Source organism: Streptomyces decoyicus, from assembly GCF_019880305.1.
Classification (GTDB): domain Bacteria; phylum Actinomycetota; class Actinomycetes; order Streptomycetales; family Streptomycetaceae; genus Streptomyces; species Streptomyces decoyicus.
Genome location: NZ_CP082301.1, coordinates 5943422 through 5968354, shown reverse-complemented (window position 1 = coordinate 5968354; position 24933 = coordinate 5943422). Strand labels below are relative to the sequence as shown.

Genomic DNA, 24933 nt, shown 5'->3' with positions numbered 1-24933 from the left:
CCCGCGCGCGGTGCTCAGCCGCGCGGCGGCCGCTGGCAGCGGGGGCAGAAGTAACTGGAGCGGTTCATCCAGGGACGGCGGCGGATCGGGGTGCCACAGCGGCGGCAGGGTTCGTCCTCGCGGCCGTAGGCGTCCAGGGAGCGCTCGAAGTAGCCGGACTCACCGTTGACGTTGACGTAGAGGCTGTCGAAGCTGGTGCCGCCGACGGCGAGCGCGGCGTTCATCACGTCCCGTACGTGACCGAGCAGCTCGGCGGTGCGCGGACGGGTGAAGGTCGCGGTCGGCCGCTCGTAGTGGAGCCGGCTGCGCCACAACGCCTCGTCCGCATAGATGTTGCCGACGCCGCTGATCAGCGTCTGGTCGAGCAGCGCCCGCTTGACGGTGGTCCGGCGGCGGCGCAGCGCGTCGTGGAAGGCGGCGTCGTCGAAGGCGGGGTCCAGCGGGTCGCGGGCGATATGGGCGATCACGTCCGGAAGGTGGTCCGCGTCGCCGGGGACGGTGTCGTGCAGCGAGAGGCCGCCGAAGGTCCGCTGGTCGACGAAGCGGAGTTCGGTGTCGAGAGGGTCGGCGAAGCGGACACGGATCCGCAGATGCTTCTCGTCCGGCGCCTCCTGCGGCTGGACCAGCAGCTGACCGCTCATCCCGAGGTGGGCGAGGATCGCCAGGCCGTGGGTGACGGACGGCGTGACCATCGGGGTGATGCCCTCGGCGGCGGTCTGTGCGGCCGGGCCACCGCCGGTCACCGGCAGCCAGAGGTACTTGCCGCGCCGGCGCGCCGCGTCGATGCGCAGCCCCTTGAGCCGGGCCGCGAAGTCGGCCGCACCGGCCGTGTGCCGACGGATCGCACGCGGATGCCGCACCTCGACCTCGTCGATCGTGCGGCCGCTGACCCAGCGCTCCAGTCCGCGGCGTACGACCTCGACCTCGGGCAGCTCGGGCACGGGACTCCTCGGGACAACGGGGGGACGACAGCGGCAGCGTACCTCTCCCCTCCGGGGTGCCACTGGCCCACCCGGTGCCTCACGGGGTTCCCCGATCCGCCCCGTGGCCGCAGCCCCTGGACCGGCCATATCGCCTCGCCCGCACAGCAGTTGGGCCGCCCGGCTCGTCGGGATGCTCCCCGGGCCCGGTCAAAGAAGGACCCCCGGTACGCCGAAGCGCACCGGGGGTGGAGGCACCGCGCCACAGGGGCGTGAGCTGTGCGGTCAGCCGATGGTGTCTTCGCCGGCGGTGTCGACGGTTTCGGCCGCCTTCTCCGCCTCGGCCACCTTGGCCGCCTCGTCCGCCGCGGCGCGGATCTCGCGCCACGCGGATTCGGCCGCCTGCTGCTCGGCTTCCTTCTTGCTGCGGCCGGTGCCGGTGCCGTACGAGACACCACCGACGCGGGCGGCAGCAGTAAAGGTCTTCTCGTGGTCCGGACCGGTCTCCGTGACCAGGTACTCCGGAACGCCGAGACCCTCGGTCGCGGTGAGTTCCTGGAGGCTGGTCTTCCAGTCCAGGCCCGCGCCCAGGCTGGAGGACTTCTCGATGAGCGGGTCGAAGAGCCGGTGCACCAGCTCGCCGGCCGCGTCGAGGCCCTGGTCGAGATAGACCGCGCCGATCACCGCTTCAAGGGTGTCGGCGAGGATGGATGCCTTGTCCCGGCCGCCCGTGCCCTCTTCGCCCCGTCCGAGGCGGATGAAGGCGCCGAGGTCGAGGCCGCGGCCCACCCCGGCGAGTGCACGCGAGTTGACCACCGCGGCCCGCAGTTTGGCCAGCTGGCCTTCCGGCAGATCGGGGTGGATGCGGTACAGCGTGTCCGTGACCACCAGGCCGAGCACCGAATCCCCGAGGAATTCGAGCCGCTCGTTGGTGGGCAGACCGCCGTTCTCGTATGCGTACGAGCGGTGTGTCAGCGCACGCACCAGAAGGGCGGACTCGAGCTTGTACCCGAGCCGCCCTTCCAGAAGCGTGTGGGACGAGGCCGTGTCCGCCGGAGTCGGTTCATCCCCGCGTTTGCGGGAAGTCGAATTGGCGTCTGACATGAAGCCTGTCACCAGCCGCTCAGACCTCGAGGACCTGGCGCTTGTTGTAGGTGCCGCAGCTCGGGCACGCGATGTGCTGCAGCTTCGGCTCGTGGCAGCTAGCGCATGCCACCAGGGTGGGGACCGCAGCCTTCCACTGCGACCGGCGGTGGCGCGTGTTGCTGCGCGACATCTTCCGCTTCGGAACAGCCACGGCTACTTCTCCTGCTTCTCGTCGACGCCCGCTTCGGCGCCGCCCATGTTGTCCTTCTCGCCGTCCTTGACGGTCCCGGCGAGTCCCTGCAGTGCCGCCCAACGGATGTCGACGGCGTCGTGGTGGTGGTCCGGGTCGTCCGCGAGCCGCACTCCGCATTCGGAGCACAGACCCGGACAGTCGTCCTGGCACACCGGCTGCATCGGCAGTGCAAGCACCACCGCGTCTCGCAGCACGGGCTCGAGGTCGAACAAGTCGTCCTCGAGGAAGAGGGTGTCCTCCTCGTCCTCGGCGTCGTCGCCGGCGTCCGACTCGCGGACCCGGGCATCGGCGTCGGGGTAGGAGAACATCTCCTGGAAATCCGCGTCGAGCTCTCGCTCCAGCGGCTCCAGACACCTTACGCACTCCCCCTTGACGGTTGCACGGGCGGTGCCTGTGACAAGCACCCCGTCCATGACCGATTCCAGGCGGAGGTCGAGCTCGACCGGTGCGCCCTCGGGCACACCGATGACCTCATTGCCGAGGTCCCGGGGGGCCTCGACAGAGCGGGATGCCCTCTTCAGCGCACCGGGACGCCGGCCCAGCTCGCGCGTGTCGAACACGAGAGGGGAACGGTGGTCGAGGCGGGCGTTGATGGCTTCCTGCTTTCTACGGGGTTTTCCGTGCCGTCCGTCTTCCTGCTGTAGGGGATTCGGGCAGCAGAGATCGCGGAGATACGCGCGACCGAAGAGCCAGGATACTGGACGGGCCCCGATAGGCCCAATCCGCTCCCTGCCGCTCCCCCGGACCGCGGGCGGGGCCGCCTACTGGCGCCCCTCCTCGTAGGCCCGGAGCTGGTCCAGGTCGATCATGCTGGTGTCGAAGAGGCTGGTCTCGTCCAGTGCGCCGGGCTGCGCGGGATGGCCGTGCTGGGGCTGCTGGGGCACCTGCTGGTGGGGCACCTGCTGCTGGAGATAGGCATTCGGGTCGTAGCCCTGCTGCTGGGCCTGCTGCTGCCAGTCGTAACCGTACGGGTCTTGGTGCTGGGCGTACGGGACCTCCTGCGGCTGCTGATAGCCGTAGACGTCCTGCTGCTGGTAGGCCGCCGGGTCGGCGTAGTAGCCCTGGTCCTGGAATTGGGGCTGGAGGTGCTCCTGGGGCTGGGGTTGCACCTGCGGCATGGGGGGCGGCGGCGCCTGAGGCATCGCGGGTGCCTGGGGCGGCTGCGGCGGCTGGTCGGCACCGATGCCCGCCAGACCGGCCAGATACTCGGCGTCGGCCTGGTGCCCGGACTGCGGATCGCCCTGTGCCGCCAGGTGGGCACCCAGCTCGTCGATCGTCTGGGCGCCCTGGAGCTTGTCACGACCCCGGCCGACCGCTTCGAGCGTCTTGGTCAGCACGGCCTGGAAGGCCCCGAACTTGGCGTCCACATACGCGTCGGCACGCCGCCGGAGGGTCTCCGGGTCGGCACTGCGCTCCGGGGCCTCGGTGCCGTCCTCGTCCGGGTATCCCTGGTCGTCGAGCCCGGGGCCCCGGCCGAGCAGCTTCTCGCGGCCACGGTCGACGGACCCGATGGTCTTGGTGAGCACGACCTCGAAGTTGGCGAGCTTGCTGTCGACATAGTCGTCGGCCTCGGCCCGGATCTCCTCGGCCTCCCGGCGGGCCTCCGCGAGGATCCGGTCCGCCTCGTCCTGGGACTGCCGGGCGACCTCGGTGTCGGAGATCAGCGACCCGCGCTGGGCGTGCGCGGTCTCGATGATCCGTTCCGCCTCGGCCCGCGCCTCCTCGACCATCTGCTCCCGCCCGCCGAGCAGCTCCTGCGCCTGCGCGAGGGAGCCCGGGAGCGCCGCGCGCACCTCCTCCAGCATGGCGAGCAGCTCGGCGCGGTTGACCACGCACGATGCCGACATGGGCATGGACCGGGCACCGCCGACGGTCGCGACGATGTCGTCGAGCTTCTTCTGCACGTCCACCTTGGACTCGCCACTCTCTGAGGGGTTGGAACGACGGAACGGGACGACTGTACGTCCACGAGCCCTCCGCCCGACACCAACTGACGCCCCATCAGTCAGGCATCGGACCGGTGCGCCCGTTGCGGTGTCAGCCCTTCTGCCGCAGGCGCTCGGTGAGGGCCTCCAGGACGAACGGCGGCACCAGATGGGAGACATCGCCGCCCCAGGCGGCGACCTCCTTCACGAGGCTGGAGGAGAGGAAGCTGTAGGTGGGGTTGGTGGGGACGAAGAGGGTCTCCACTCCGGACAGGCCGTTGTTCATCTGGGCCATCTGGAGCTCGTAGTCGAAGTCGCTGACAGCCCGCAGCCCCTTGACGATCGCGGGGATGTCGCGCTGCTTGCAGAAGTCGACGAGCAGGCCGTGGAAGGACTCGACCTCCACATTGCCGTACTCGGCGGTGGCCCGGCGGATCAGCTCGATCCGCTCGTCGACCGTGAACAGCCCCTGCTTGGACTGGTTGATCATCACGGCGACGTGGACGACGTCATACAGCTTGGAGGCACGGGCGATGATGTCCAGGTGCCCGTTGGTGATGGGGTCGAACGACCCCGGACAGACGGCGCGGCGCAACTCGGGTTCCTCGCTCTCCGATCCGGTCATGACACGCTTACTGACGTCGATTCGGCGGACGTCGAAGCGGCGCGACCGTACCAAAGCGTCCCCTCGCCGTAGCGACGGGCCTTGATCGCTTCAAAACCGTCCGGCCATGGGAACGTGCCGCCTCGGGTGCTGCGCTCCACGGTGACGAGTGCCTGCTCCGCAAGCCACCCCTGACCACGGAGTGTGAGCAGGATCTCGCAGAGATCCTCGTCGGTCACCGCGTAGGGCGGGTCCAGGAAGACGAGGTCGTACGGCTCGCCCGGGGCCGGTACGGCGGCGGTCTGTTCGGCCTTGCCGGCCCGGACCTCGACGCCCGGGAGGCCGACCGCACGGACGTTGTCCCGGATGGTGCGCACGGCGCGGGCGTCGGACTCGACCAGCAGGACGTGGGCGGCGCCGCGGGAGAGCGCCTCCAGGCCGACCGCGCCGGATCCGCCGTACAGATCGAGCACCCGGGCACCGGCCAGCGGCCCGTCGAGCGACTCCCAGGTGGAGAACATGCCTTCGCGCGCTCGGTCGGAGGTCGGGCGGGTGCCGTTTCCCGGTGGCACGGCCAGGCGGCGGCCGCCGGCCGTACCGGCGATCACGCGGGTCATGGGCCCGTCCTTACGTTGCGCGTGGTCGATGTGGTGGGCAGGAGCCGGGCAGGCTCCGCCGCTCCTCCACGATATTCCGTCGGCCGACGCCCCGGGTCCGGCCGGGGCTCCCCGGAAGCGCATGGAGCGGTGATCGATCTCACGTGGCGACGGGCGGCCCGGCGCCGTGGCGCGCGGCCGGAAGCCCGCCGGCCGCGGCCCGGCCAGGGCCTCGGCCCACGCTCACCCCTTGTCCAGATACTGCTCCCGTTCCTCGTCCAGCAGGGCGGACAGGGCGATCCGCAGCTCGGGGAAGCCGGTCAGCTCGGGGTCGGCGGCGACCAGCGCGGTGGCCTCCTCGCGGGCGGCAGCGATCACCTCCTCGTCGTCGATGACCGCGAGCATCCGCAGCGAGGAGCGGACGCCGGACTGCGCCTGGCCGAGGACATCGCCCTCGCGCCGCTGTTCCAGGTCGATACGGGAGAGTTCGAAGCCGTCGAGGGTGCCCGCCACGGCGGCGAGCCGGGCGCGCGCCGGGCTGGCCTCGGGCATCTCGCTGACCAGCAGGCACAGACCGGGCGCCGTGCCACGGCCGACCCGGCCGCGCAGCTGGTGGAGCTGGGAGACACCGAAGCGGTCGGCATCCATGATCACCATGGCGGTGGCGTTCGGGACGTTCACCCCGACCTCGATAACCGTCGTCGCGACCAGCACATCCAGCTCGCCCGCGGCGAACCGGCGCATCACGTCGTCCTTGTCGTCCGGCGCCATCCGGCCGTGGAGGACCGCCACCCGCAGCCCGTCGAGCGGTCCCTGGGCGAGCTGCTCGGCGATGTCGAGGACCGCGAGCGGCGGCCGCTTCTCCTCCGCGTCCTCCGGTGAACTCTCCTTGGCCGCCGCACCCTTGGAGCCCGCCGCTTTCTTCGCCCCCTTGGGCGCCTCCTCCTCGTCGCCGATCCGCGGGCACACCACATAGCCCTGATGGCCGGCCGCCACCTCTTCGCGGACCCGCTCCCAGGCGCGCGCGAGGAAGTGCGGCTTGTCCTTGGCGGGCACCACATGGGTGGCGATCGGCGAACGTCCGGCGGGGAGTTGGTCCAGGACGGAGGTCTCCAGATCACCGAAGACGGTCATGGCGACCGTACGCGGAATGGGGGTGGCCGTCATGACCAGGAGATGCGACGGCTGCTTGCCCTTGCCGCGCAGCGCGTCCCGCTGCTCGACGCCGAAGCGGTGCTGTTCGTCGACGACGACCAGGCCCAGGTCGTGGAACTGCACCTTGTCCTCGATCAGGGCGTGGGTCCCGACGACGATCCCGGCCTCGCCGGTGACCAGGTCGAGCAGCGCCTGCCGACGGGCGGCGGCGCCCATGGAGCCGGTCAGCAGCACCACCTTGGTGCCCTTCTCCGCGCCGCCGAGCATCCCGCCCTCGGCCAGCTCGCCCATCATCTCGGTGATCGAGCGGTGGTGCTGCTGGGCGAGGACCTCGGTCGGCGCCAGCATCGCCGCCTGGCCGCCGCTGTCGACCACGCCGAGCATGGCGCGCAGCGCCACCATGGTGTTGTGGGTGACGGTGAAGTGGTCGGTCACATAGGCGTGGCCGGGGTGCCGGACGCTGATGCACTGGACGGGCTTGCGGCCGACGTGCTCGATGGCCCGGACGGTGCGCCGGAAGCCGCCGCCCTCCGGGTGGGCGCCGTCCCCGCGCGTCACCGCAGGAACGGGGACCTGGTCGCGGAAGGGCGGATACGCGGCCGGCAAGGCCACGGAGACGTCGTACGCGCCGTGGTGTACGGGATGGAGCTGGGCGCGGCCCCCCAGGGAGCGCACCAGCCAGGCGAGGTCACCGGCCAGCGGACCGGCCGCCGAGCGGTACACCGCGGCACCCCCCGCGGGCTGCCCGCCGGCATCCATCAGCCCCTGCACCACGGCCAGCCGGTCCTTCAGGGGGGCGTTGCGGTACGCGGACGGCACCCGGTCCGCCGGGCGGTCGCCGCTGCCGCCGGCCAGCGCCCTCCCCACCCCGTAGGGATCGAGCGGCCGGTCCTCACCGCCCTCCAGATCCACCGGCGTGGCCGCCGCGATGGACCACTTGGGCCGGCCGTCGGCCTCCAGCAGATCGCCCCGCAGCTCACGCGTCGTCCGTACCTGCTCACCCGTACCGCGGGCCCCGACGATCCACAGATGCTCTTCATCGCACTCGACGGCGCTCCCGTCCGAGAGCACCAGCCGCCACACCTCCCGCTCGCCCTGCGGAAAGACCCCGTCCACCACGGCGAGCTCACCGCTGGGCACCACCACTTCGGTGCCGACGGTCATCTCCCCCATGGGACGGAAGCCGCGCGGCGTCAGCACCAGCGCATCGAGCGGCTGGGCCTTGCCGGAGCCCACCTCGCCCTGGAGGAGGCGGTGCATGGGGTGCTCGGTCGCCAGATCGTCGAAGATCTCCCGGCTGACCTTCTGCTGGCCGTCGGTGAGCGTGAAGGGCAGCTTGGCGTCGAAGGCATCGAGGATGCCGCCCGCCACCAAGGTCCTGGCGACCGCGGGGAGTTGGGTCTCGGCCATGCGGCGCCGGGCGAGTGCGACCTGGAGGACGAACGCCTCGTCCCACTTCAGCCGGTCCCGCGCGGCGGCGATGTCGGCCTTGGTGGCCGGACGGTGGATCTTGAGCAGCGCCTCGGTGAGCGGGACCAGTTCCCGGCCCTCGCGGAGCGCTTCGGGCAGCGGATCGACGGCGTCCTGCGCGCTGGGCAGCACCGCGTCGACCGCCTTGGCGATCTTCCAGGACGCCATCTGCTGGCAAGCCGGATAGATCGGCAGCAGCTGGCCGGCGAAGGCGTTGACCGCGTCGGCTCCGCTCTCGTCACCGTCGAGGAGTTCGTATTCGGGGTGGGCGAGCTGGAGCTTGCGGTTGAAGACCGACACCTTGCCGGCGAACATCGCGCGGCGCCCCGGGAGCAGGTCTTTGTGGGGCTTGTGAATGCCCTTGCCGAAGAAGACCAGCCGGAGCCGGCCGCTGCCGTCGGTGAGCGTCACTTCGAGGCGCTGTCCCCGGCCGCCGTTGAACTTCATCACCCGGGCATCCGCCACCTGCGCGACGACCGTGACATGTTCGTCCAGCGGGAGGTCGGCGAGCCGGGTCAGTTCGCCGCGCTCGGCATAGCGGCGCGGGTAGTGATGCAAGAGATCGCCGACCGTTTGCAGGTCGAGATGCTCGGCCAGCACCTTCGCGGTGGTGCCACCGAGGATTTTCTTCAGAGGTTCGTCGAGCGCTGCCACGCATCTATTGCACACCACGCCTGTGACAATCGTGGCCCGCTCACCGGCCCGGCGCGCTCACCCGGGCCCTGCGCTCTCACTCCACGCCGATGAGCAGCGGCGCAGCGTGCTGGCCGCCGTCGTAGACGACCGTGTCCACGGCGAGATGGTGCTCGCGGACATAGCCCTCCAGCCGCTCGGCGAGCCCGTCGGGCACCTCCGCGCCGAGGACCAGGGTCACCATCTCCCCGCCCGCGGACAGCATCCGGTCGAGCACGGTCATCGCCGTACCGGTGAGCTCGGAGCCGATCACCACGACGTCCCCGTCGATCAGCCCGAGAACGTCCCCGGCCTGGCAGACGCCTGCCATCGTCCACGACTGCCGCTCGGCGAGGGCCAGCTCGGCGTAGCGGGTGGCCCCCGCGGCCGCAGTCATCGCGACCACGTCCTCGTCGAAGCTGCGGCCCGGTTCGTGCACGGCCAGCGCCGCGATGCCCTGGACGGCGGAGCGGGTGGGGATGAGGGCGACCCGTACGCCTTCGGTACGGGCCTGTTCGGCGGCGGCCGCAGCGGTGTGCCGCAGGTCGTGGTCGTTCGGCAGCAGCATCACCTCACGGGCGTGCGCCTGCCGGATCGCCTGCACCAGTTCGCCGCTGGCGGGCGGCTCTCCGGGGCGTACGGAGACAGGGGTCGCGCCGGCCTCCGCGCACAGTGCGGCGAGCCCGGCGCCGGGCACCACCGCGACCACGGCACGCGCCGTCATCTCCGGCTCCTTGATGCGGGCGCCCCCGAAGTGCTGGATACGGATCCGGTAGGGGCGGCCCGCCTCGATACCGGCCTCCACGGCGGCGCCCGCGTCGTCGACATGGACATGGACGTTCCACAGACCGTCCCCGCCGACCACCACCAGCGAGTCGCCGAGCCCGTCGAGCCGGGTCCGCAGCCGCGCCACAGCGGCGTCGTCGGCCTCCAGGAGATAGATCACCTCGAAGGCGGGCCCGTCCGGGTCCGCGCAGCCGGCCGCCGCCACCCGGCCCGCGGCCTCGCAGCCGGCCGCCTCGGGGAGCGGGGCGTCGGCCCGTACGGCGACCGGCGCCGCCGTGACCTCACCGGACAGCACATCGGCGAGCGCGCCCAGCAGCGCGACGAGCCCGCAGCCGCCGGCGTCCACGACACCGGCCCGGCCCAGGACCGCGAGCTGCCCGGGGGTCGCCCGGAGCGCCGTCCGTGCCCCCTCATGGGCGGCGCGGGCGACCTCGGCGGCCCCGGCGGTTTCGCCCACGGCCCGCTCCGCCGCGTCGGCCGCGGCGGTCGCCACCGTCAGGACGGTGCCTTCCACGGGGTGGGCGACGGCCTCGTACGTCGATGCGGCGGCCCGGCGCAGCGCCCGGCACAGTGCGTCCGCGGAGCCGTCGGTGGCGGCCAGCACCTCGGTCATCCCGCGCAGCAGCTGCGCCACGATCGTGCCGGAGTTGCCGCGCGCCCCGATGAGGGCGCCGTGCGCCATGGCCCCGATGGCGTCCGCGAGGCGGGGTGCGGTGCCGGCCGAGGCGTGCCCGTCGAAGGCGGCCTCGACCGCGCGGGCGGCCGATTCGAGCGTCAGATAGAGGTTGGTGCCGGTGTCGCCGTCGGCCACCGGGTAGACGTTGATCGCGTCGATCCGCTCGCGTTCCCGGCCGAGCGCCTCCAGTGCCAGCCCGCACCAGGAGCGGACCGCGGCGGCGTCGAGCGGGTACGGCACGTCGTCCTCCTGGGTCGCGGGATGCACCGCACAGTAGCCGCGCTCCGGCGGGAGGGCCGGGGCGGGGGCCCGGGGGTGCGTGGTAGTTTCGTTCTACGGGAGCGGTCGTTGTATGCTGCTCCGGTTGCCCGATGAGAATCGGGCCATTCCTCTCCTGACGGTGCCGTTCGGGCAATGCACTCGGCTCGTCGGGATTTCACCGTAAGTGCATCTGAAGTCTTTGGAGTGACCCGTGGCTGCCAACTGCGACGTCTGCGGCAAGGGGCCGGGCTTCGGCAAGAGTGTCTCGCACTCGCATCGCCGTACCAACCGTCGTTGGAACCCCAACATCCAGACGGTGCGTGCAGTGATCGGGCGCACGCCGAAGCGGCTGAACGCCTGCACCTCGTGCATCAAGGCCGGCAAGGTCTCGCGCTGACGCCTAAGCCGTAGCGCAGCCCAACCGGTTGCTTGCGAAGCCGGTCCACCTTCGTGGTGGACCGGCTTCTGCCTTTCCCGGGGCCCGGCGCCGCGGACGCTTCGCCCGTGGAGCGCCGGTGCCTGTGGTCAGTGCGCGTCGCGCCGGCGCCAGCCGTGGTCCACGGGGCCGATGCCCGCGCCCAGCCGGAAGCCGGCCGCGAGGGCGCCGGTGACATAGTCCTTCGCCGCCGCGGCGGCCTGCGGGACGGTGTCCCCCTTGGCGAGCTGCGCGGCGAGCGCGCTGGCGAGGGTGCAGCCGGTGCCGTGGGTGTGCCGGTTGTCGTGGCGGGGGGCGCGCAGCCAGTGCTCCTCGGTGCCGTCGGTGAGCAGATCGACGGCGCTGCCGCCGTCCCCGTGCCCGGCCGTCAGATGGCCGCCCTTGATGAGCGCCCAGCGCGGCCCGAAGTCCAGGACCGCGGCGGCCGCCCGGCGCATATCGGCCTCCTCCTCGACGCGGATCCCGGTCAGCTGGGCGACCTCGTCCAGGTTGGGTGTGGCGACGGTGGCGGTCGGCAGCAGCGCGGTGCGGACCGCGTCCAGGGCGGTGGCGGCGAGCAGCGCGTCGCCGTGCTTGGAGACGCCTACGGGGTCGACGACCACTGGTACCCGCAGTTCGGCGAGCAGTTCGGCGACGGTCTCGACGAGTTCGGCCGAGGAGAGCATCCCGGTCTTCACCGCCTGCACGCCGATGTCGTCGACGACGCTGCGGAACTGGGCCCGTACGGCCTCGGCCGGCAGCTCCCACGCGCCCTGTACTCCCAGGGAGTTCTGGGCGGTGACGGCGGTGACCACGCTCATGCCGTGGGTGCCGAGCGCCAGCATCGTCTTCAGGTCGGCCTGGATGCCCGCGCCGCCGCCGGAGTCGGACCCGGCGACGGTCAGGACGCGTGGAGGTATGTGCATACCGCCGAATCTACTCGGCGGCGCCCCTCGGACCTGCGGGCGCCCGTACCGGCTTCGCCCGTACCCGCGTCGTCCGTGGCCCGTACGGGCCCTAGTCGGCGTCCCCGTTGTCCCCGAAGTGGTCCCAGCCGGCCTTGGCCCACGGGGCGCCGTCCACCGTCACCTGGGGCAGCGCGGAGGGGTTGAGCACCTCGCCGATGACCTTCCACCGGGCGGGCAGCTTCACATCGGGCGGGAAAGTGGCCACGATCGCATGGTCCTCGCCGCCGTTGAGCACCCACTGCATCGGGTCCACGCCCACGGCCGTGCCGATGTCGGACATCTGCGAGGGGATGTCGATACCGGCGGAGCGCAGATCGATCCGGACCTTGCTGGCCTCGGCGATGTGCCCGAGGTCGGCGACCAGGCCGTCGCTGACGTCCGTCATGGCGGTGGCGCCGAGTCCGGCGGCCGCCGGGCCCGCGTGGTACGGCGGCTCGGGGCGGCGGTGGGCCTCCACGAAGGCGCGCGGCGAGCGGAAGCCGCGGGAGAGGACGGCGTGCCCGGCGGCGGACCAGCCGAGCCAGCCGGTCACCGCGACCACATCGCCGGGCTGGGCACCGGCGCGGGTGACCGGCTCCTGGTTGCGCAGATCGCCGAGCGCGGTGATCGCGACGGTGATGGTGTCACCGCGTACGACGTCCCCGCCGACGACCGCGGCGCCGGCCACCTGGCATTCGTCGCGCAGCCCGTCCATCAGCTCGGTCGGCCAGGTCGCGGGGAGCTCCGCGGGCACGACCAGGCCGAGCAGGATCGCGGTGGGCACCGCGCCCATCGCCGCGATGTCGGCGAGGTTCTGGGCGGCGGCCTTGCGGCCGACGTCGTAGGCGGTGGACCAGTCGCGCCTGAAGTGCCGGCCCTCCAGGAGGATGTCGGTGCTGGCGACCACCCTCCGGTCCGGCGCGGTGACCACCGCGGCATCGTCACCCGGCCCGATCCGTACGGCCGGAGTGGTGGTGAGCCGGGAGGTGAGCTCCCTGATCAGCCCGAACTCCCCCAGCTCGCCCACGGTGCCCTTCATGCTGTTGCCCTTCCCATGTGTACGGACGGTCCGTACGTGGCTGACGACTGTGCCGCACTTGCGGTGTTCACCGCGCGGGTCTCCCCGCTCCGCTCGGTGACGCGGTACCGTGGCGTCCCTTCTTCCCACATGATCCTCGTAGCCGCCCTGGAGGTTCCGTGGTACAGGCCTACATCCTGATCCAGACCGAGGTCGGCAAGGCCTCGGCGGTAGCTGAGGTGATCTCCACGATCCACGGTGTGCTGCAGGCCGAGGACGTGACCGGGCCCTATGACGTCATCGTGCGCGCACAGGCCGAAACCGTCGATGAGCTGGGCCGCATGGTGGTCGCGAAGGTCCAGCAAGTGGAAGGCATCACGCGCACCCTTACCTGCCCGGTCGTCCATCTCTAGCTCCCCCGTATCCTCGGCCGGGTGATCTCCACGCGCCGCCGGTACCTGGCCCTCCCCCTGCTCACGGTGCTGTTCGCCGCGGTGAGCTGCTCCGCTTCCGAAGACGTGGCCGTACCCTCCCCCAAGGGTGAGGCGGCGCGGCACTGCAAGGCGCTCCACAAGGAGTTGCCGCAGACCGTGGACGGGCTGAAGCGGGGTACTCCCGAGCCCGTCTCCGACTTCACTGCCATATGGGGCGATCCTGCCGTGAAACTGCGCTGCGGGGTGCCGAAGCCCGACGTCCTGACGTACGGGAGTGAACATTACAACCCCAAGGCCGACGCGGCGGAAGTCAATGGGGTCGAATGGCTCTTCGAGAAGCAGGAGGACGGCTATCGCTTCACGACGGTGCTGCGGAAGGCCTTCGTCGAGGTGACCGTTCCCGGGAAGTACGCGCCCGAGGTCGATGTGCTCACCGATCTCGGGCGCGCCGTGAAGAAGACCGTTCCCGTGGGGATCTAGGGCTTCTTTCCCTGATCAGCCCGGTCCCGCACGCCGTACGGGCCGGCCGCCGGGGGCCGGCACCGGGCTCAGCGCAGGCCCGTGGAGCGCTCCAGCGCGGCCTGGAGGAGCCGGTCGATCAGCTCCGGGTAGCTCACGCCGCTCTCCTGCCACATCCGCGGGTACATCGAGATGGGCGTGAATCCGGGGAGCGTGTTGATCTCGTTGATCACGAACTCGCCGTTGTCCTGAAGGAAGAAGTCCGCGCGCACCAGGCCCTCGCAGGACGCCGCCTCGAAGGCCGCGACGGCCAGCTCCTGGACCTCGGCGGTCTGCTCGGCGGTCAGCGGCGCCGGCACGATCCCGTCGGCCGAGTCGATGTACTTGGCCTCGAAGTCGTAGAAGTCGTGCGCGGTGACCGGCGGGATCTCGGCCGGCACGCTGGCCCGCGGGCCGTCCTCGAACTCCAGCACCCCGCACTCGATCTCGCGGCCGCTCAGCAGCGACTCCACGAGGATCTTGGGATCGTGCCGGCGGGCCTCCTCGACCGCCTCGTCCAGGCCCGCGAGGTCGTCGACCTTGGTGATGCCCATGGACGAGCCGGCCCGGGCGGGCTTCACGAAGAGCGGCCAGCCGTGCTCGCCGGCGAAGTCCACGATCTTCCTGCGGGCGGCTGCCGGATCCTTTTCCCACTCGCGCGGGCGGATGACCTCGTACGGGCCGACCGGCAGCCCGAAGGAAGCGAACACCCGCTTCATGTAGTCCTTGTCCTGGCCGACGGCGGAGGAGAGGACGCCCGAGCCGACGTAGGGCACACCGGAGAGCTCCAGCAGGCCTTGCAGGGTGCCGTCCTCGCCGTAGGGGCCGTGCAGCACCGGGAAGACCACGTCGACCTCGCCCAGCGCCTTGGGCACCGAGCCCGGTTCGCTGTAGACGACCTCGCGGTTGGTGGGGTCGACGGGGAGCACCACGCCGCCCTCGGTGGACTCGGCGAGCTCGGCCACGCTGGGCAGCCGCCGGTCCGCGATGGCCATCCGCTCGGGGTCGTCGGCGGTGAGCGCCCAGCGGCCGTCGGTGGTGATGCCGATGGGCAGCACGTCGTACTTGTCACGGTCGATGGCGCGCAGCACGGCGCCGGCCGTGAGCACGGAGATCGCGTGCTCGGAGCTGCGGCCGCCGAACACGACGGCGACGCGGGGCTTGTGTGGGGAGGTCTCGCTGCTCATATCGGGTTGAGGGTACCTGCTGACCGGCGCGGAGTCAGTGCTGCGGCGGCCGTTGGTGGCGTCGCGCCCACGGCGGCGGGGGTGCCGCGGGCCACGGACCCCGCCCAGCGGCGCCCGGCCGGATGCTTCGGCTCCGGGTTCAGTGCCGTTCGGACTTGGCGCTGCGCGACATCAGCTCCTTGAGGGCGACCATCGGCGGCTTGCCCTCGTGGACGATCTCCACGACCGTCTCGGTGAGCGGCATGTCGACGCCGTGCCTGCGGGCCAGATCCAGTACGGATTCGCAGGACTTGACGCCCTCGGCGGTCTGCTTGGTGACCGCGATGGTCTCCTGGAGCGTCATTCCGCGGCCGAGGTTGGTGCCGAAGGTGTTGTTGCGCGACAGCGGCGAGGAGCAGGTGGCGACGAGGTCGCCCATGCCGGCCAGACCCGCGAAGGTGTGCGCGTCGGCGCCCATGGCGAGGCCGAGCCGGGTGGTCTCGGCCAGACCGCGGGTGATCAGGGACGCCTTGGCGTTGTCGCCCAGGCCCATGCCGGTGGCGATGCCGACGGCGAGCGCGATGACGTTCTTGACCGCGCCGCCCAGTTCACAGCCCACCACGTCGGTGTTGGTGTACGGGCGGAAGTAGGAGGTGTGGCAGGCGGTCTGGAACCGCTGGGCAACCGCCTCGTCGGCGCACGCGACGACCGCGGCGGCCGGCTGCCGGGCGGCGATCTCCTTGGCGAGGTTGGGGCCGGTCAGCACGGCGACCTGCTCCGCCGGCACCTTGGCGACCTCCTCGATGACCTCGCTCATGCGCTTGGCGGTGCCCAGTTCGACGCCCTTCATCAGGGAGACCAGGACCGTGCCGTCGGGCAGCAGGGGCGCCCATTCGGCGAGATTGCCGCGCAGCGTCTGGGCGGGCACGGCCAGCACGGCGAACTCCGCGCCGCGTGCTGCCTGTGCCGGGTCGGTGGTGGCCCGTACGGACGCGGGGAGCTCGATCCCCGGCAGATAGTCAGGGTTCGTACGGCCGTTGTTGATGGCGTCGACCAGGGCCGCCCGGCGCCCCCACAGGGTCACCTCGCATCCCGCGTCGGCGAGCACCATCGCGAAGGCGGTACCCCAGGACCCCGTGCCGTAGACGGCGCAGCGCGTCACTTGCTTTCATCCTCCTGTGCCTGCTGGGTGCTTCGGGCCTGCTTGCCGACGGCCGGTTCGGTGGCGGCGGCCGGCTCGGCGGCGGCAGCGGCCGCTGTGGCGGCCTTGGCGGCCTCGCGGGCGGCGCGGCGCTCCCGGGCGATCGCCTTGCGCCAGTCGTACGGTTCGGCCGGGGCGGGCTCGCCGCGGAGGCCGGCCAGCTGCTCGGAGATCGCGGCCATGATGACGTCCGTGGCGGCGCGCAGCACCTCGGCGGTCGGCTCGCGGTCGTAGTACGCGCTCAGGTCGACCGGCGGCCCCGCCTTCACCCGCAGCGTCTTGCGCGGCAGCAGGCGGAGCTTCTTCTCCTTGGCGTACGGCGGCATCGCGTCATTGGCGCCCCACTGCGCGACGGGGATGACCGGCGCCTTGGTCAGCAACGCCACCCGGGCGGCACCGGTCTTGCCCTGCATGGGCCACAGGTCGGGGTCGCGGGTGAGGGTGCCCTCGGGGTAGAAGGCGACGCATTCGCCCTTGTCGATGGCGTCGACGGCGGCGCGGAACGCGGTCGCGGCGTCGGTGGTTTCCCGGTACACGGGGATCTGTCCGGTGCCGCGCATCATCAGGCCCACAAAGCCGCTCTTGAAGAGTCCGGCCTTGGCGAGGAATCGGGGGACCCGCCCGGTGTTGTACTGATAGTGCGCATACGAGAGCGGATCAAGATACGAGTTGTGGTTGACCGCGGTGATAAATCCGCCGTCGGCCGGAATGTGCTCCATTCCCTGCCAGTCCCGCTTGAACAGAACCAAGAGCGGCGGTTTGCAGATGACCGCGGCCAAGCGGTACCAGAAGCCGATTCTGCGGCGGGACACTGGGACACCCTCCTTGTGGGACCTGCAAAGCTGCTGCGGGCCGGCAGCCGCACAAGTGTCGCCCCAGGTACCCGCTATGTCGAGGACACCGTAACCCCGACGCTCCCGCAGAGCGGCGGCAGCAGGTGAGAATGGCGCCGATGCGAAGAGACGGAGCAGAGGGCGAAGCAGAGGCGGCCTGGAGCCTGGTCGTGCCGCTGAAACCGCTGGTGCGGGCCAAGAGCAGGCTCTCCGGGGCCGCCGGAGAGGAGTTCCGGCCCCGACTGGCCCTCGCGTTCGCCCTGGATACCGTGGCAGCGGCCCTGGCCTGCAAGGACGTCCGGGATGTGGCGGTTGTCACGGACGACCGGACGGCCGGCGAGCGGCTGGCGGCGCTGGGAGCGCGCATCGTGCCCGACACACCGGCCCGCGGGCTCAACGCCGCGCTCGCCCATGGAGCGAACGCCGTCCGGGCGCGTCGCCCGGGCGCGGCGGTCGCCGCGCTGAACGCCGACCTTCCCGCGCTGCGGCCCGCCGAGCTGGAACTGGTGCTCCATTCCGCTTCGCTATTTCCCCGCGCATTTCTCGCGGATGCGGCGGATATCGGGACAACACTTCTGACCGCGACTTCCGGAGTGGAATTGGAACCGGCATTCGGAAGTGCGTCACGGGCCCGCCACCTGGCATCCGGCGCGCACGAGATCACCGCGCCCGGGGTGCCCTCGGTACGGCGGGACGTGGACACCGGCGAGGACCTGCTGGCCGCGCTGGCGCTGGGCGTGGGCCCGCACACGGCACTCCAGGCGCCGCATCTGGCGGGCGACGCGGCAACCGGGGCGGCCACGCCGGACGGACCGCAACGGCTGCTGCCGCCGCAGGTCAGAGCGTCTGGAGCGTGATCAGGGCGATGTGCCGGTCGTCCCCTTCGCCGGTGACGTCGATACGGACCCGCTGACCGGGCCGCAGCAGCAACAGGCCGCCGGCGTCGAAGGCCGCCGCGTCGAAGGGCAGCGGGGTGCCGTCGTCCAGCAGCACGCTGCCGGAGCGGGTCTCGGAGTCGTACGTATACGCGGTGGCCTGCATGGAAGAGAGCCTAGACGGCCCCCGGACGCACCGCGGGCCGGGCTCCCCGAAGGGAGACCGGCCCGACGCGTGGCGTCGCCGCTGCTGAATTAACGCTTGCGCGCGGTGGTCTTCTTGGCGGTGGTCTTGCGTGCGGTGGCCTTCTTCGCGGGGGCCTTCTTCGCCGTTGCCTTCTTGGCAGGGGCGGTCTTCTTCGCCGTCGCCTTCTTGGCGGTGGTCTTCTTGGCCGGGGCCGCCTTCTTGGCGGTGGCCTTCGTGGCGGTCTTCTTCGCCGTGGTCTTCTTGGCGGTGGTCTTCTTCGCCGGCGTCGCCTTCTTCGCCGCGGCCTTCTTCGCCGTCGTCTTCTTCGCCGTCGCCTTCTTGGCGGTGGCCTTCTTGGCGGCGGCCTTCTTGATGGCGGTGCCACCGGAGAGGCTTCCCTTGGGTGCCTTCTTGACCGCGACCTCTCCGCCCTTGGGGAGCTTCTTCGAGCCGCTCACCAGGTCCTTGAACCCCTGACCGGCGCGGAAACGCGGCACCGAGGTCTTCTTGACCCGTACGCGCTCACCCGTCTGCGGGTTGCGGGCGTAGCGGGCCGGACGGTCGACCTTCTCGAACGAGCCGAATCCGGTGACCGAAACGCGGTCGCCGGAGACAACTGAACGGACGATTGCGTCCAGTACGGCGTCCACCGCGTCCGCGGCGTTCTGGCGGCCGCCGAGCTTGTCGGCAATGGCTTCTACGAGCTGCGCCTTGTTCACGTCTTCCCCTTCGGAGACATTGCTGGAACGAAAGATTCCAAGCTTTTTCGCACGTTAGGCAGATATATACCGCAAATCAAACACGAAACGGGCTAATCACCCTTGTGCCGCAACGAAGTCGACCTTCACGGACTTCCGTCGGCGCGCACATCTTCGGGATAGCGACCTTCGTCGAGGTCTTCGATGAACCACTCCAGACGCCTTGCCGCGTCCGCAAGATCGTGTTTAGCCGCGGCCGTGATGACGAGCAGCTTCCGGGTCAGCGCCATCCGTACGCCCTCCGGGACTTGCAGTGTGCGCACTCTTGTATGTGCGTCCTTGAGCCGGTCGGCGACGAGACCGTAGAGCTCGAGTTGGTCGTCGCGTTCCATGCGCTAATTGTGCCATCTGCGGCGAGTTGTCGCTTCACGGGGCCTCAACAGCCGCCTGAACAAGCAGAAGCGCCCCCTGCCAACTGCACAGGGGGCGCATCGTACGCAATATAGCTTTGAGCCATAAAACCCGAGGTCAGACCTCGATAGTACGCGGCTTGAACGACGGCCTGTTCGCCTCGTAATCCACGATGGACGACTCCTCCCGAAGGGTGAGGCTGATGTCGTCCAGCCCCTCCAGCAGCCGCCAACGGGCGTTCTCGTCCAGCTCGAAGTCGGCGGTGACGCCCTCGGCTCGTACCTGCCTGCCGACCAGGTCAACCGTCACCTCGGCGGCCGGGTCGGCCTCCAGCAGCTGCTGGAGCCGGTCGACGGTCTCCTGCGGCAGGACCACCGTCAGCAGCCCGTTCTTGAGGGAGTTGCCACGGAAGATGTCGGCGAACCGCGAGGAGATGACGGCCTTGAAGCCGTAGTTCTGAAGCGCCCAGACGGCGTGTTCCCGCGAGGAGCCGGTACCGAAGTCGGGGCCCGCGACCAGCACCGTGGCGCCCTTGTACCGCTCCTGGTTGAGGACGAACTGCGGGTCCTTGCGCCAGGCCTCGAACAGCCCGTCCTCGAAACCGTCGCGGGTGACCTTCTTGAGCCAGTGAGCAGGGATGATCTGGTCGGTGTCGACATTGCTGCGGCGCAGCGGGACGGCCCGTCCCGTGTGGGTGGTGAAAGCTTCCATCATTCTCAGACTCCCGCGGGCGTGGCGACGGCTGCGTCGGACAGATCGGCCGGAGAGGCCAGATGGCCGAGAACCGCTGTTGCGGCGGCGACCTGCGGCGAGACCAGGTGCGTACGACCGCCCTTGCCCTGCCGGCCCTCGAAGTTGCGGTTGGAGGTGGACGCGGAGCGCTCACCGGGTGCCAGCTGGTCGGGATTCATGCCCAGGCACATCGAGCAGCCCGCATGCCGCCATTCGGCGCCCGCCGCGGTGAAGACCTTGTCCAGACCCTCGGCGACGGCCTCCAGGGAGACCCGGACCGAGCCGGGGACGATCAGCATCCGTACGCCGTCGGCGACCTTGCGGCCTTCCAGGATCTCGGCCGCGGAGCGCAGGTCCTCGATGCGGCCGTTGGTGCACGAACCTACGAAGACCGTGTCCACGTTGATCTCGCGCAGCGGCTGACCCGCCGTCAACCCCATGTACTCCAGGGCCTTTTCGGCGGCGTAGCGCTCCGAGGCGTCCTCGTACGAAGCCGGGTCGGGGACGTTCGCCGAAAGCGGTGCACCCTGGCCGGGGTTGGTGCCCCAGGTGACGAACGGGGCCAGCGCGGAGGCGTCGATGTGCACCTCGGCGTCGAAGACCGCGTCGTCGTCGGTGCGCAGCGTCTTCCAGTACGCGACCGCGGCGTCCCAGTCCTCGCCCCGAGGCGCGTGGTCACGGCCCTCCAGGTAGTCGAAGGTGGTCGCGTCGGGGGCGATCATGCCGGCCCGCGCGCCCGCCTCGATCGACATGTTGCAGATGGTCATCCGGGCTTCCATCGACAGTTTCTCGATGGCCGAGCCGCGGTATTCCAGGACGTAGCCCTGGCCGCCGCCGGTGCCGATCCTGGCGATGATCGCCAGGATGAGGTCCTTGGCCGTCACACCGTCCGGCAGCTCGCCGTCCACGGTGATCGCCATGGTCTTGAAGGGCGCCAGGGGCAGCGTCTGGGTGGCCAGGACGTGCTCGACCTGGCTGGTGCCGATGCCGAACGCCAGCGCCCCGAAGGCTCCGTGGGTGGAGGTGTGGCTGTCACCGCAGACCACGGTGGTGCCGGGCTGGGTCAGTCCCAACTGCGGTCCCACGACGTGGACAACGCCCTGCTCGACATCGCCCAGCGGGTGCAGCCGGACGCCGAACTCGGCACAGTTCTTGCGCAGCGTCTCCAGCTGGGTGCGCGAGACCGGGTCGGCGATCGGCTTGTCGATGTCGAGGGTCGGGGTGTTGTGGTCCTCGGTGGCGATGGTCAGATCCGTACGACGGACCTGGCGGCCGGCCTTGCGGAGGCCGTCGAAGGCCTGCGGGCTGGTGACCTCGTGCAGCAGGTGGAGATCGATGAAGAGAAGGTCGGGCTCGCCTTCCGCGCGCCGGACGACATGGTCGTCCCAGACCTTCTCCGCGAGTGTCCGTCCCATCGCTTTCCCTCCGGCCGGCCGCAGTGCCGGCCTTTCTCGTCTGTGCGTGATGCCCGCAGAAATCCCCTTGCCGGGCCTTACGCCGGGCCCTGGTCCAGGGCCACACCTACAGATTGACGACTTTCCTGGAAAACTGAACTTGCGTTTCACAGTGTGAGACGCGAGTATCGTTGCATGGACAACTCTAGCGGCGTCGGCGTTCTCGACAAGGCAGCTCTGGTTTTGAGTGCCCTGGAGTCCGGTCCGGCCACCCTCGCCGGGCTGGTCGCGGCGACAGGGCTTGCACGACCCACGGCCCACCGGCTGGCCGTGGCTCTGGAACACCACCGGATGGTGGCGAGGGACATGCAGGGCCGGTTCATCCTGGGCCCCCGGCTGTCCGAGCTGGCCGCGGCGGCCGGCGAGGACCGCCTGCTGGCCACGGCAGGACCGGTGCTCACGCATCTGCGCGATGTGACGGGCGAGAGCGCCCAGCTCTATCGCCGGCAGGGCGATATGCGGATCTGTGTGGCGGCGGCGGAACGGCTGTCCGGACTGCGGGACACCGTCCCGGTCGGCTCCACGCTCCCGATGAAGGCGGGCTCGGCCGCCCAGATCCTGATGGCCTGGGAGGAGCCCGAGCGGCTGCACCGCGGCCTTCAGGGCGCGCGCTTCACGGCCACCGCCCTGTCCGGCGTACGGCGCCGCGGCTGGGCCCAGTCGATCGGCGAGCGCGAGCCGGGCGTGGCCTCGGTCTCCGCGCCCGTGCGGGGCCCCTCCAACCGCGTGGTGGCCGCCGTCTCGGTCTCCGGACCGATCGAGCGGCTGACCCGCCACCCCGGCCGGATGCACGCCCAGGCGGTCATCGACGCGGCGGCCCGCCTCTCCGAGGGCCTGCGCCGCACCGGCTGAGCACCCCGCGGCGGGGCGGGGCGAGGCAGGAGCCGCGGTCGGTTGCGGTCACGACACCGAAAAGGGGCGGCCCCGTGCGGACTGTCCGCACGGGGCCGCCCCGGGCACTCAGGCGGCCATCCGGTCCGCGGCCCGCTCCCCGCGCCGCCCGACCGGCACCGTCCCCAGGGCCTCCCCCAGCCCGAACGACGGCATATTGACGTAGATGCTCTCGTACGAGCCCGCCGGCACGACGTAGGTCTCGTGCCAGAAGCCGACCTTGTTCCGCCCCTCCCGCACCCGCCGGTTGAACGCCGCCCAGGCCGGCCGGTGCTCGCCGCTTTGATCCGTGGCGTAGGCGAACAGCTTCTCCTTCGAGTCCCAGTACTGCAGGACGGCGAAGTTCCTCGGCAGCCCGGGGAGCAGCCGGTAGCCGATCATCCCGCTGTCCGGATCCCGGGCCAGCTCCTTGATCATGCGCGGCATGGCCAGGAACACCGGAAGCCAACTACGCACCGCCCGCCAGCTGTTGAAGCGCATCCCGATGAGGAAGACCACCACCTCCCGGTCACCGTCCGTCGTCATCCGCCCTTGCTCCGGCTTACCGCTCATGACGCCCCCTTCGACGCATTGGATAGCGTCGCTATCCATGATTGGATAGTGACACTCTCCAAGGAAAGGTGCAAGGGGTATGCGACTGGCGGAGCTGAGTGAGCGCAGTGGGGTGTCCACCGCCACGATCAAGTACTACCTGCGCGAGCGGCTGCTGCCTCCGGGCCGCCGGATCACCGCGACCCAGTCCGAGTACGACGAGGAGCATCTGCGGCGGCTGCGGCTGGTCCGGGCGCTGATCCAGGTCGGCCGGATGCCCGTGGGCACCGCCCGGGAGGTCCTGGCCGCCGTCGAGGACGACTCCCGGGACCAGCTCTCCCGCCTGGGGACGGCCGTCGAGGCCCTCCCCCACGGCCCGGAGCCCGACGAGAGCGACCCCTCCACGGCCGTCGGCCGGCGCACCGCCACCGAGCTGATACGGCAGGTCGGCTGGCAGTTCAACCTCGGCATCGCGGACGAATTCCCCGCCTTCCGCATGCTCGTGGGCGCCATCGCCGCACTGCACCGCCTCGGGTACGCCTGCGACATCCCGCATCTGCTGCCCTACGCACACCAGGCGGCGCAGCTCGCCGTTGCCGACCTGGATCTGGTCGAGGAGTTCACGACTCCGGCGGAGCAGGTGGAGGCGGCGGTGGCCCTGACCGTGCTCTACGAGCCGGTGCTGCTGAGCCTGCGCCGGCTGGCGGAGGCAGAGGAGTCCAACAAGCGCTTCGGCAGCGGCAGTTGACACGAAAAGGCCCCCCGCATGATGCGGGGGGCCTTTCCTTCTTGTACCCCCGACCGGATTCGAACCGGCGCTACCGCCTTGAGAGGGCGGCGTGCTAGGCCGCTACACAACGGGGGCAAGTTTTCCTGCAGTTGACGTGTCCCGAGGACACACCGCGCTGGGCTACCAGGACTCGAACCTAGACTAAATGAACCAGAATCACTCGTGCTGCCAATTACACCATAGCCCATGGTGGTTTAGACCAGTACCCCCGACCGGATTCGAACCGGCGCTACCGCCTTGAGAGGGCGGCGTGCTAGGCCGCTACACAACGGGGGCCCTAGCGATCCTCCACGCGACCGGAGTCGCGTGGGCTCTGCATCGTCGCATCCGGGAGCGACCCGAAGGAGACGGAGAGGAAGGATCTGTACCCCCGACCGGATTCGAACCGGCGCTACCGCCTTGAGAGGGCGGCGTGCTAGGCCGCTACACAACGGGGGCCTGGTACTGCGATCAAGAAACCTTCAGCACGATCACGGTGGACCGAAAGATCTCTTGCTGGGCTACCAGGACTCGAACCTAGACTAACGGAACCAGAAACCGTCGTGCTGCCAATTACACCATAGCCCACCAAAACTCAACCCCCCGTGGGGGGTTTGTTTGGTTTGCGCTTTCCGGCCGGGCCTTTCGGCCCTCTCGGGCGGCGCAGGAAGAACATTACCTGATCGTGGACGGCGCACCAAAACCGGTAACTCCGCGCAAGAGCTCGGGGAGCTCCGCCAGGCCCGCGATCCGCCGCACCCCCTGCGGCAGCTCCTCTCCGGCCCGCTCCCCAGGGCCCGCACGGTCCAGCCATACGGCCCACAGCCCTGCGTCCCGGGCGCCGAGCGCGTCGATGTCGAGCTTGTCGCCGACGTAGACCACCTCGCCGGGCGTTAGGCCAAGCGCCTTACAGGCGCCGTGGAATGCCTCCGCGGCGGGCTTGGCGTAGCCCAGTCCATCGGCGCAGAGCACCGCCTCGAAGGACCCGCGGATCCCGAGAACGGCCAGTTTGCGCTCCTGGTTGGCGGTGGTGGCATTGGACAGCACGGCCTGCCGTACGAGCGGTGCCAGCGCCGCCAGTGCGGGCGCGGAATCCGGGAAGAGCGTCCAGGACGCCTCGTAATGGGCGATGTACCGGGCGAACCAGGCATCCGCCTCGGCGTCGGGGAGGAGCGGGGTCCCCAGAAACGTCCTGGCCCGGGCCCTGCGGTGGTCGAGGAAGCCGACCTCGCCGGCGAGGAAGCGGGCGAACTCGGTCTCCATGACCGACCGCCAGCGCTCCAGTGCGGCCTCCTCGCCGCCGTGTGCGGCAAGGAGCCCCTCGGCCCGGAGGTGGCGCAGCGCGCCGGCCCGGTCCGAGCCCGTGTAGTCGAAGAGGGTGTCGTCGAGGTCCCACAGGACGGCGCGCGGCGGCATGACAGCAATGTAGCGGAGTGCTCCGGACAGGCCACGGGCCCGGAAACCGTGCG

27 protein-coding genes and 5 tRNA genes are annotated in these 24933 nt (G+C 70.7%); 6 read left to right on the top strand and 26 right to left on the bottom strand.

What is annotated here, in order from left to right; genetic code table 11:
• Nucleotides 1-14: 14 nt before the first annotated feature.
• From mutM to K7C20_RS26390, 9 genes are all read right to left on the bottom strand, one after another.
• A complete protein-coding gene (gene mutM, locus K7C20_RS26430; RefSeq protein WP_030087887.1) occupies nt 15-941 on the bottom strand; it encodes a bifunctional DNA-formamidopyrimidine glycosylase/DNA-(apurinic or apyrimidinic site) lyase in 927 nt (308 codons plus the stop codon).
• A 264-nt stretch (nt 942-1205) separates the two neighbouring features.
• Entirely contained in the window at nt 1206-2024 is an 819-nt protein-coding gene (rnc, locus tag K7C20_RS26425; protein ID WP_030087886.1) for a ribonuclease III, read from the bottom strand.
• A gap of 19 nt (nt 2025-2043) precedes the next feature.
• The gene (rpmF, locus tag K7C20_RS26420; protein ID WP_030087884.1) at nt 2044-2217 is read right to left on the bottom strand and encodes a 50S ribosomal protein L32; all 174 of its coding nucleotides are present in this window, start codon (nt 2215-2217) and stop codon (nt 2044-2046) included.
• Between the two features lie 2 nt (nt 2218-2219).
• Nucleotides 2220-2819 (bottom strand): YceD family protein, encoded by a 600-nt coding sequence (locus K7C20_RS26415; RefSeq protein WP_245171225.1) that lies wholly within the window; start codon nt 2817-2819, stop codon nt 2220-2222.
• Between the two features lie 201 nt (nt 2820-3020).
• Nucleotides 3021-4169: an ATP synthase F0 subunit B gene (locus K7C20_RS26410; RefSeq protein ID WP_030087880.1), complete on the bottom strand. Its 1149-nt coding sequence runs from the start codon at nt 4167-4169 to the stop codon at nt 3021-3023.
• Nucleotides 4170-4296: 127 nt separating this feature from the next.
• On the bottom strand, nt 4297-4779 hold the full coding sequence (gene coaD / locus K7C20_RS26405) for a pantetheine-phosphate adenylyltransferase (protein ID WP_209443936.1): 483 nt from the start codon (nt 4777-4779) through the stop codon (nt 4297-4299).
• A gap of 26 nt (nt 4780-4805) precedes the next feature.
• On the bottom strand, nt 4806-5405 hold the full coding sequence (gene rsmD / locus K7C20_RS26400) for a 16S rRNA (guanine(966)-N(2))-methyltransferase RsmD (RefSeq protein ID WP_053209335.1): 600 nt from the start codon (nt 5403-5405) through the stop codon (nt 4806-4808).
• 222 nt (nt 5406-5627) lie between these two features.
• The gene (locus K7C20_RS26395; RefSeq protein WP_053209334.1) at nt 5628-8663 is read right to left on the bottom strand and encodes a helicase-related protein; all 3036 of its coding nucleotides are present in this window, start codon (nt 8661-8663) and stop codon (nt 5628-5630) included.
• A gap of 76 nt (nt 8664-8739) precedes the next feature.
• On the bottom strand, nt 8740-10383 hold the full coding sequence (locus K7C20_RS26390; RefSeq protein ID WP_107083408.1) for a DAK2 domain-containing protein: 1644 nt from the start codon (nt 10381-10383) through the stop codon (nt 8740-8742).
• Nucleotides 10384-10615: 232 nt separating this feature from the next.
• Here K7C20_RS26390 and rpmB point away from each other — a divergent pair, with 232 nt between their 5' ends.
• Nucleotides 10616-10801 (top strand): 50S ribosomal protein L28, encoded by a 186-nt coding sequence (gene rpmB, locus K7C20_RS26385; RefSeq protein WP_018087178.1) that lies wholly within the window; start codon nt 10616-10618, stop codon nt 10799-10801.
• 128 nt (nt 10802-10929) lie between these two features.
• On the opposite strand, the gene thiD is transcribed toward rpmB, so the two are convergent.
• Complete coding sequence (gene thiD, locus K7C20_RS26380; protein WP_030087863.1) at nt 10930-11745, bottom strand: bifunctional hydroxymethylpyrimidine kinase/phosphomethylpyrimidine kinase; 816 nt, start codon at nt 11743-11745, stop codon at nt 10930-10932.
• A gap of 91 nt (nt 11746-11836) precedes the next feature.
• Entirely contained in the window at nt 11837-12805 is a 969-nt protein-coding gene (locus K7C20_RS26375; RefSeq protein ID WP_053209332.1) for a thiamine-phosphate kinase, read from the bottom strand.
• 158 nt (nt 12806-12963) lie between these two features.
• Between K7C20_RS26375 and K7C20_RS26370 the strand changes: the two genes are divergently transcribed.
• Both K7C20_RS26370 and K7C20_RS26365 read left to right on the top strand, forming a co-directional pair.
• Nucleotides 12964-13197, top strand: a complete 234-nt coding sequence (locus K7C20_RS26370; protein WP_030087857.1) for an Lrp/AsnC ligand binding domain-containing protein — start codon at nt 12964-12966, stop codon at nt 13195-13197.
• A gap of 21 nt (nt 13198-13218) precedes the next feature.
• Complete coding sequence (locus tag K7C20_RS26365; protein ID WP_078953223.1) at nt 13219-13698, top strand: DUF3515 domain-containing protein; 480 nt, start codon at nt 13219-13221, stop codon at nt 13696-13698.
• Between the two features lie 68 nt (nt 13699-13766).
• Here the strand turns inward: K7C20_RS26365 and K7C20_RS26360 are convergent, their stop codons facing one another.
• The 3 genes from K7C20_RS26360 to K7C20_RS26350 form a co-directional block, all read right to left on the bottom strand.
• On the bottom strand, nt 13767-14903 hold the full coding sequence (locus K7C20_RS26360; protein ID WP_030087854.1) for a D-alanine--D-alanine ligase family protein: 1137 nt from the start codon (nt 14901-14903) through the stop codon (nt 13767-13769).
• 139 nt (nt 14904-15042) lie between these two features.
• Nucleotides 15043-16044, bottom strand: a complete 1002-nt coding sequence (locus K7C20_RS26355) for an NAD(P)H-dependent glycerol-3-phosphate dehydrogenase (protein WP_030087852.1) — start codon at nt 16042-16044, stop codon at nt 15043-15045.
• Nucleotides 16041-16895 carry a lysophospholipid acyltransferase family protein gene (locus tag K7C20_RS26350; RefSeq protein ID WP_030087850.1) on the bottom strand — a complete coding sequence of 285 codons (855 nt, stop codon included), beginning with the start codon at nt 16893-16895 and terminating at the stop codon, nt 16041-16043. Before K7C20_RS26350 ends, K7C20_RS26355 begins: the two co-directional genes overlap by 4 nt.
• 140 nt (nt 16896-17035) lie before the next feature.
• Here K7C20_RS26350 and cofC point away from each other — a divergent pair, with 140 nt between their 5' ends.
• Nucleotides 17036-17773: a 2-phospho-L-lactate guanylyltransferase gene (gene cofC, locus K7C20_RS26345; RefSeq protein ID WP_053209344.1), complete on the top strand. Its 738-nt coding sequence runs from the start codon at nt 17036-17038 to the stop codon at nt 17771-17773.
• Here cofC and K7C20_RS26340 read toward each other — a convergent pair.
• The 5 genes from K7C20_RS26340 to leuC form a co-directional block, all read right to left on the bottom strand.
• Complete coding sequence (locus tag K7C20_RS26340) at nt 17754-17957, bottom strand: hypothetical protein (protein WP_030087845.1); 204 nt, start codon at nt 17955-17957, stop codon at nt 17754-17756. The genes cofC and K7C20_RS26340 overlap by 20 nt on opposite strands.
• A gap of 89 nt (nt 17958-18046) precedes the next feature.
• Nucleotides 18047-18697: an HU family DNA-binding protein gene (locus K7C20_RS26335; protein ID WP_030087843.1), complete on the bottom strand. Its 651-nt coding sequence runs from the start codon at nt 18695-18697 to the stop codon at nt 18047-18049.
• Nucleotides 18698-18822: 125 nt separating this feature from the next.
• On the bottom strand, nt 18823-19068 hold the full coding sequence (locus tag K7C20_RS26330) for an SCO5555 family protein (RefSeq protein WP_030087841.1): 246 nt from the start codon (nt 19066-19068) through the stop codon (nt 18823-18825).
• A 136-nt stretch (nt 19069-19204) separates the two neighbouring features.
• A complete protein-coding gene (leuD, locus tag K7C20_RS26325; protein ID WP_053209343.1) occupies nt 19205-19798 on the bottom strand; it encodes a 3-isopropylmalate dehydratase small subunit in 594 nt (197 codons plus the stop codon).
• Nucleotides 19799-19803: 5 nt separating this feature from the next.
• A complete protein-coding gene (leuC, locus tag K7C20_RS26320; RefSeq protein WP_030087839.1) occupies nt 19804-21234 on the bottom strand; it encodes a 3-isopropylmalate dehydratase large subunit in 1431 nt (476 codons plus the stop codon).
• Nucleotides 21235-21408: 174 nt separating this feature from the next.
• On the opposite strand from leuC, the gene ndgR reads away from it, so the two are divergent.
• Complete coding sequence (gene ndgR / locus K7C20_RS26315) at nt 21409-22125, top strand: IclR family transcriptional regulator NdgR (RefSeq protein ID WP_026169203.1); 717 nt, start codon at nt 21409-21411, stop codon at nt 22123-22125.
• A 108-nt stretch (nt 22126-22233) separates the two neighbouring features.
• Here ndgR and K7C20_RS26310 read toward each other — a convergent pair whose 3' ends face one another.
• Nucleotides 22234-22716 carry a DUF4188 domain-containing protein gene (locus tag K7C20_RS26310; RefSeq protein WP_030087835.1) on the bottom strand — a complete coding sequence of 161 codons (483 nt, stop codon included), beginning with the start codon at nt 22714-22716 and terminating at the stop codon, nt 22234-22236.
• Nucleotides 22717-22795: 79 nt separating this feature from the next.
• On the opposite strand from K7C20_RS26310, the gene K7C20_RS26305 reads away from it, so the two are divergent.
• Nucleotides 22796-23443, top strand: coding sequence for a MerR family transcriptional regulator (locus K7C20_RS26305; RefSeq protein WP_053209331.1), 648 nt, complete (start codon nt 22796-22798; stop codon nt 23441-23443).
• Nucleotides 23444-23487: 44 nt separating this feature from the next.
• On the opposite strand, the gene K7C20_RS26300 is transcribed toward K7C20_RS26305, so the two are convergent.
• From K7C20_RS26300 to K7C20_RS26275, 6 genes are all read right to left on the bottom strand, one after another.
• Nucleotides 23488-23560: transfer RNA gene (locus tag K7C20_RS26300), tRNA-Glu, on the bottom strand.
• Nucleotides 23561-23600: 40 nt separating this feature from the next.
• Nucleotides 23601-23672 (bottom strand) — tRNA-Gln (locus K7C20_RS26295).
• 16 nt (nt 23673-23688) lie between these two features.
• A tRNA-Glu gene (locus tag K7C20_RS26290) sits at nt 23689-23761 on the bottom strand.
• 89 nt (nt 23762-23850) lie between these two features.
• Nucleotides 23851-23923, bottom strand: a tRNA-Glu gene (locus K7C20_RS26285).
• A gap of 57 nt (nt 23924-23980) precedes the next feature.
• Nucleotides 23981-24052 (bottom strand) — tRNA-Gln (locus K7C20_RS26280).
• A gap of 87 nt (nt 24053-24139) precedes the next feature.
• On the bottom strand, nt 24140-24880 hold the full coding sequence (locus tag K7C20_RS26275) for an HAD family hydrolase (RefSeq protein ID WP_030087832.1): 741 nt from the start codon (nt 24878-24880) through the stop codon (nt 24140-24142).
• Nucleotides 24881-24933: the final 53 nt, after the last annotated feature.